General features: G+C 66.2%; 6 protein-coding genes and 1 rRNA gene. All 7 read right to left on the reverse strand.

The features are described 5' to 3' along the window. Nucleotides 1-20 precede the first annotated feature (20 nt). Entirely contained in the window at nt 21-902 is an 882-nt protein-coding gene (locus tag OO69_RS51030) for an FHA domain-containing protein (protein WP_078652887.1), read from the reverse strand. A gap of 61 nt (nt 903-963) precedes the next feature. Next, complete coding sequence (locus OO69_RS46075) at nt 964-1,800, reverse strand: DUF881 domain-containing protein (RefSeq protein ID WP_033287011.1); 837 nt, start codon at nt 1,798-1,800, stop codon at nt 964-966. Between the two features lie 5 nt (nt 1,801-1,805). Further along, a complete protein-coding gene (locus OO69_RS46080) occupies nt 1,806-2,138 on the reverse strand; it encodes a small basic family protein (RefSeq protein WP_019059351.1) in 333 nt (110 codons plus the stop codon). Beyond that, nucleotides 2,135-3,031, reverse strand: a complete 897-nt coding sequence (locus tag OO69_RS46085; RefSeq protein ID WP_234444707.1) for a DUF881 domain-containing protein — start codon at nt 3,029-3,031, stop codon at nt 2,135-2,137. Before OO69_RS46085 ends, OO69_RS46080 begins: the two co-directional genes overlap by 4 nt. Nucleotides 3,032-3,138: 107 nt before the next feature. After that, nucleotides 3,139-5,634 carry a mannose-1-phosphate guanyltransferase gene (locus OO69_RS46090; RefSeq protein ID WP_033287013.1) on the reverse strand — a complete coding sequence of 832 codons (2,496 nt, stop codon included), beginning with the start codon at nt 5,632-5,634 and terminating at the stop codon, nt 3,139-3,141. Nucleotides 5,635-5,748: 114 nt separating this feature from the next. Next, complete coding sequence (locus OO69_RS46095) at nt 5,749-6,357, reverse strand: CDP-alcohol phosphatidyltransferase family protein (protein WP_033287014.1); 609 nt, start codon at nt 6,355-6,357, stop codon at nt 5,749-5,751. A 109-nt stretch (nt 6,358-6,466) separates the two neighbouring features. After that, nucleotides 6,467-6,565, reverse strand: a 5S ribosomal RNA gene (gene rrf / locus OO69_RS49665); the annotation flags it as partial.

Below are 6,565 nucleotides of genomic sequence, written 5' to 3' on the forward strand. Positions count from 1 at the left end.
GGACCCAGTCCGAGGGAGGGTCAGTAACCCCGCTGGCTCGCGTAGAACACCAGCCGGTACTTGCCGATCTGCACCTCGTCACCGTTGGCCAGCGAGACCGAGTCGATGCGCTCGCGGTTGACGTACGTGCCGTTCAGGCTGCCGACGTCGGCGACCGTGAACGAACCGTCAGGAGAGCGCCGGAACTCCACATGGCGGCGCGAGACCGTCACGTCGTCCAGGAAGATGTCGCTCTGCGGATGACGGCCGGCCGTGGTCAGCTCACCGTCCAGCAGGAAGCGGCTGCCCGAGTTCGGACCACGTCGCACCACCAGCAGCGCCGAGCCCAACGGCAGGGCGTCGACGGCGGCCTGCGCCTCCGGGGAGAGCGTGGGCATCTGCGTCTGACCGGTCACTTCGGCGTCGTAGGCCTCGAGACCGGAGATGGAGATCGTGGAGGTCGTCTCGGACGGACGCTCCGGGGTCGCGCCGGGGCGCAGCGGCGCACCGCAGTTGGAACAGAAGCGGCTGTTCTCCGCGTTGCGGTTACCGCACCTCGTACACACCAGGGCCGACATAGGGGAAAACCCTCCACCCGTACTTGAGGTTGACGGTTGCCCGAAACCTATGTCGCCGGACTGCGCAGGGTCAACCGACGGCGCGCCCTGGCCACCGACCTGGTCGCGGAACAGCGGGCGCTGGCCTTCTGCGTCCGGTTGTGCGCGGTGGCGAGCGGTCTGGCTGTCGCTGCCCTCTTTCGCACTCTTGCCGAACAACTTCGCAAACAACTTCACGGGCGATTCCCCTTGACCGAAACAGACCCGCCCGTGGGGCAGGACGAACCCTGATTGAACACACCGGTTGACCCGGACATCCTCACAACGTCCGTATCCACCAGACAGTTTCCACCACGCACCACCCAATCGGTGCGTCGACCCCCCGCAACCTCATGCCCTCGCCGGACGATCCCCATGCACCCCCGGTTCACTGGGAGGACGACCGAGCGTAGTCAGGCTGCTTCGCCGCCCGCAAGGCATCCACGACGATCTTGGCCGACCGCCCGACGGTAACGGTGGCCTGCTCCTTCTCGAGAGTCTGCACCACGCCTCCAGGGATGTTGAGCGCCGGTTCGAGATCCTGCGGCTTGCCGATGACCTTGAAACGATAGGGGGCGTTGATCTTGTTCCCGTCGACGCTCACGCTCTTGCCGGAGTCCGTCAGATACGTGTTGGCCACGACCCGTACGTCGTTCACCTGGATCGCCTCCGCGCCGGCCGCGCGCAACTCCTGGACCGCGTCGAGCAGCATGTCCGCCTCGACCGTTCCCTTCGTGTCGTCGATGGTCATCGTGATGCCGGGTCCCTGCGCGGCCACGGTGCCCGCCAGAATGCCGAGTTGTTTCTCCTTCTCGGCCGTCTGCTTGCGTGCCTCCTCGGCCTGGTCGGAGCTGTTCTCCAGCTCGTCGCGCTGTTTCTGCAGACCCTGCTTCTCGTCTTCAAGACGCTGAGTACGGTCGTCCAGTTCATCGAGAATCCGCACAAGATCTTCCTGCCGTGCCCCACGCAGCGCGCTGTCGCTGTTGCTGTTCGAGGCGACCTGTACGGCCAGCCCGAAACCGAGGCCGAACAGCAGCACCGCGACGATGAGTTGGGCCCGGCTCACACGCGGCGGCCACAGCCCCTGCACCAGCCGCTGCCGACCCGTCACGGTGGGCCCGGACTTCTCCTCGGGGACCGGCGCCTCCGAGGAGACAGACGCCGGAATCTCTTCAGGCAGTTCCCTGCGCAGCCTGTGTTCAGGCCGCTCGTCTTCGTTGCTCATCGACCTCACGCCCGGAAGACGTGCCGGCGAATGGCAGCCGCGTTGGAGAAGATCCGGATCCCGAGGACGACCACGACCCCCGTGGACAACTGGGCCCCGACGCCCAACTTGTCACCCAGGAACACGATCAGGGCGGCCACGACCACGTTCGACAGGAACGACACCACGAAGACCTTGTCGTCGAAGATGCCGTCGAGCATGGCCCGCAGCCCGCCGAAGACCGCGTCGAGCGCCGCGACGACGGCGATCGGCAGATAGGGCTCCACGACCACCGGCACCTCAGGCCGGACCAGGATTCCGGCCACCACTCCCACGATGAGGCCCAGTACGGCGATCACGATGTGCCCTTCTCAGTTCTCGGCTGTGCTGTACGTACGATCACACTCGGCGCGGCGGGCAGCCGGAGATCGCTCTCCACGGCGATGGTCGCCCTGATGCCGTAGTTGTCTTCCAGGGCGTGCAGATAGAGCCCGTCGGCACCGTTCTGGAACCTGGTGCTCAGCCGCTTGCCGTCCCCCACCGCGAGCACCGTGTAAGGCGGTACCAGCGGCCTGTTGTCGACCAGTATCGCGTCACCCGCGGCCCTGATCGCGGACAGCGCCGTCAGCCGCTGCCCGTTGATGGAGACGGCCTCGGCGCCCGCCGCCCACAGTCCGTTGACGACGCGCTGCATGTCACGGTCGCGCACCCGCCCGGTGTCGGAGAAGTCCGCGGTCTCACGCGGGTTGTCGCCCCCGCCGGAACTCGCTTCCTTGGCATCGTCGACAACGAGCTTCACACCGGGGCCGTGCACCGCGGTGGCACCGGACAACATACTCACCAGGTCGGCCTGCCCACTGCCGCCACTCGCCTTCAGCGCCGCCCGCTGCCGCGCGCTCACGTCGTCCCGGAGCGAGTCGACGGAGCCCTCCAGCTTGTCCGCCGACGTGGTCTCCTTGTCGATACGGTCGATCAGCTCCTGGCGCTCCTTGGCCACCACGGGGGCGGCCACCCGCGCCTGCGCCGCTCCTACGGTCACGACGAGCGCCGCCAGCACCAGGCCGGCGGCGAGCCCGAGCTTCGCCCGGAGGGTCTTCGGCATGCCACTCTCGCCCGCGGCCTTCTTCCGAGCAGCCGCCTCGGCGTAGCCGTCGTCGAGGCTGTGGTCCATGACATTGGTGAGCAGCGACATGGACGCGTCCAGCCGCGAAGGGCGCGCGGGTGTGCTCCGAACGGGGGGCTGCTGCGGCATGCCGCACATCGTCGCACGTGGTGGCCTGTACCTCCGAATGGCCCCACCGGCGTGCCGGACAGGCCCCCTTGGGGACGCATGTCCGGCACGCGCGCGTGCGTGGTGTTTTACCGTCCGGCGCTGTCCACGACCGCCGACCACTCGTCCAACAGGGCCTGCGCGGAGGCGTCGTCGGGCCCTTCGGCCCACAGATGCGTGACCGCCTCGGCGGGGTCGGGCAGCACCATCACCCAGCGCCCGTCCGTCTCCACGACTCGCACACCGTCCGTCGTATCGACAAAGCGATCGCCGGCCGCTTCCACGACCCGCCGCATCACAAGTCCCTTGACGGCCCAGGGAGTAGCCAGGTCCCGCTTTAGGACGTGCGCCCGCGGAATCCGGGCGTCGATCTGGCTCAGCGTCAACTGCGTCCGCGCCACCAGCCCGATGAGTCGTACGAAGGCTGCCGCGCCGTCGAAGACGCTGCTGAACTCCGGGATGATGAACCCGGCCTTGCCGTCCCCGCCGAAGATGGTCGTCTCGTCACGCCCGACCCTGGTCAGGTCGTCCGGCGAGGTCGTCGTCCACTCGACCTGGGTCCCGTGATACGCCGCCACCTGCTCGGCGATCCTCGTGGTGGTCACCGGCAGCGCCACCCGCCCGCTGCGTCGCTCCGCGGCCACCAGGTCGAGCATCACCAGCAGGGCCCGGTCGTCCTCGACGATCCGCCCCTTCTCGTCGACGAGCGAGAGCCGCTCACCGACGGGGTCGAACCGCACCCCGAACGCGGCCCGCGCGGAGGCCACGATCTCGCCGAGCCGCACCAGCCCGGAGCGCCGCGTGTCCGCGGTCTCCGTCGGCCTGGACTCGTCGAGCCCGGGATTGATCGTCAGCGAGTCCACACCGAGCTTGCCGAGCAGGCTGGGCAGCACGAGCCCGGCGCTGCCGTTCGACGCGTCCACGACGACCTTCAGACCGGATTCGGCGATCCCGGTCGTGTCGACATTCCTCAACAGCGACCCGGTGTACGAGTCGAAGACGCTGGCCGGGAAGTGCAGATCCCCGATCTCGCCCGGGAACGCGCGCCGGTACTCCTGTCGCGCGAACACCCGGTCCAACTTGCGCTGACTCCCCTGCGAGAGGTCGGCGCCCTGACTGTCGAAGAACATGATGTCGACGGAGTCCGGCACACCGGGTGTGGTCCGGATCATGATCCCGCCGGCACTGCCCCGCGCGGTCTGCTGCCGGGCCACGGGCAGCGGTACGTTCTCCAGGTCCCGTACGTCGATCGCGCTCGTCTGCAAGGCGGAGATCACCGCCCGCTTGAGCGCACGGGCACCTCGGGAGTGGTCGCGGGCCGTGGTGACCGTGGACCCCTTCTTGAGGGTCGTGGCGTAGGCGCCGGCGAGACGGACGACGAGCTCCGGGGTGATCTCCACGTTCAGGATCCCGGACACACCGCGTGCGCCGAAGAGATGCGCCTGGCCTCTGTTCTCCCAGATGACCGACGTGTTGACGAAGGCACCGGCTTCGATCGTCTTGAACGGGTAGACCCGCACATTGCCCTGCACGATCGATTCTTCACCGATCAGGCACTCGTCACCGATGACCGCGCCGTCCTCGATCCGGGCCGCACGCATGATGTCGGTGTTCTTTCCGACGACACAGCCCCGCAGATTGCTGTGCTGCCCGACGTACACGTTGTCGTGCACGACGGCCCGGTGCAGAAAAGCCCCGGTCTTCACGACGACGTTGGAACCGATGACGGTGTGCTCACGAATTTCGGCACCGGCCTCGACCTTCGCGTAGTCACCGATGTACAGCGGCCCGCGAAGAACCGCGTCGGGGTGCACCTCGGCACCCTCGGCCACCCATACGCCCGGCGACAGCTCGAAGCCGTCGATCTCGACGTCGACCTTGCCCTCAAGGACATCGGCCTGCGCCTTCACATAGCTCTCGTGGGTACCGACGTCTTCCCAGTAGCCCTCGGCGATAAAGCCGTAGACCGGCTTGCCTTCCTTCATCAGCTGCGGGAAGACATCGCCGGACCAGTCGACGGGAACATCGGCCTCGACATAGTCGAAGACCTCGGGCTCCATCACATAGATGCCCGTGTTCACCGTGTCGGAGAAAACCTGGCCCCAGGTCGGCTTCTCGAGGAAACGCTCGACCTTTCCCTCTTCGTCGACGATGGTGATGCCGAATTCCAGCGGATTGGGCACCCGGGTCAGACAGACCGTGACCAGCGCACCCTTTTCCTTGTGGAAATTGATCAGTTCGGTGAGGTCGAAGTCGGTCAGGGCATCACCGGAGATGACGACGAAGGCATCGTCCTTCAACGCCTCTTCGGCGTTCTTGACGCTTCCGGCGGTACCGAGTGGCTTCTCCTCATTGGCATACGAGAGCTCCATCCCGAGCTCTTCGCCGTCACCGAAGTAGTTCTTGACCAGTGAGGCCAGGAACTGCACGGTGACTACGGTCTCATTGAGCCCATGCCTTTTGAGCAGCCTGAGCACGTGCTCCATGATCGGTCGATTGACCACGGGCAACAGTGGCTTGGGCATGCTTGAGGTCATGGGGCGAAGGCGTGTGCCTTCGCCTCCGGCCATCACGACGGCCTTCATGTCGGAAGCGTCCTCCTCTGCGAGACGACGGTCTAGCCGACTTCACCAGTCCAGATTGTCCCGCACTTTTGCGCAACGGGCCATCGAGCGACTGTTACCGCCCAATCGCCAAGGTCAGTCGGCCATGGCGTCCGCACGCAGCAGGCGGCGGACTTGTACCACGTAGAGGACTCCTGCCCACCAATAGAGAGTTGTACCCCATCCTGCGAACGCCCATCCGAAAATCGCTGCGAGTGACGGGAGCCAACCACTTCCGTCACTGAGCAGCAACAACGGGAACGCGTACATCAGGTTGAACGTGGCTGCCTTGCCCAGGAAGTTCACCTGCAGCGGCGGATAGCCGTGCCGCCTGAGGATGCCCACCACCACCAGCAGGACCAGCTCTCGCGCAAGCAGTACGGCGGTCAACCAGATTGGCAGAATCTCGCGCCAGGTGAGTCCGACCAGAGTCGAGAGAATGTAGAGCCGGTCCGCGGCGGGATCAAGGAGCCGGCCAAGGCTGCTGATCTGGTTCCAGCGCCGCGCGAGCTTGCCGTCCAGGTAGTCGCTGATCCCACTCAGCATCAGCACCAGAAGCGCCCAGCCGTCGCTCTTGGGGCCACCGAACTCGGGCCTGAGGATCAACCACAGGAAGATGGGTACGCCGACCAGGCGCGCCATGCTGAGGATGTTCGGGATGGTGAGCACCCGCTCTGTCTGGACGCGGGTCTCCTGGACCTCCACCCGGGGGCCTCCTGTGGGAAAACGTGCCGACGATGCCCCCTGACCTTACCCCAACGCAAAAAAGCTCTGGCTCTTGGGCTGATGCCCAAGAGCCAGAGCTCTAAAAGGAGTTCGGCGGCGTCCTACTCTCCCACAGGGTCCCCCCTGCAGTACCATCGGCGCTGTAAGGCTTAGCTTCCGGGTTCGGAATGTAACCGGGCGTTTCCCT

Origin of the sequence: Streptomyces sp. NRRL F-525, assembly GCF_000716605.1 — a bacterium.
In the GTDB taxonomy this organism is placed as follows: Bacteria; Actinomycetota; Actinomycetes; order Streptomycetales; family Streptomycetaceae; genus Streptomyces.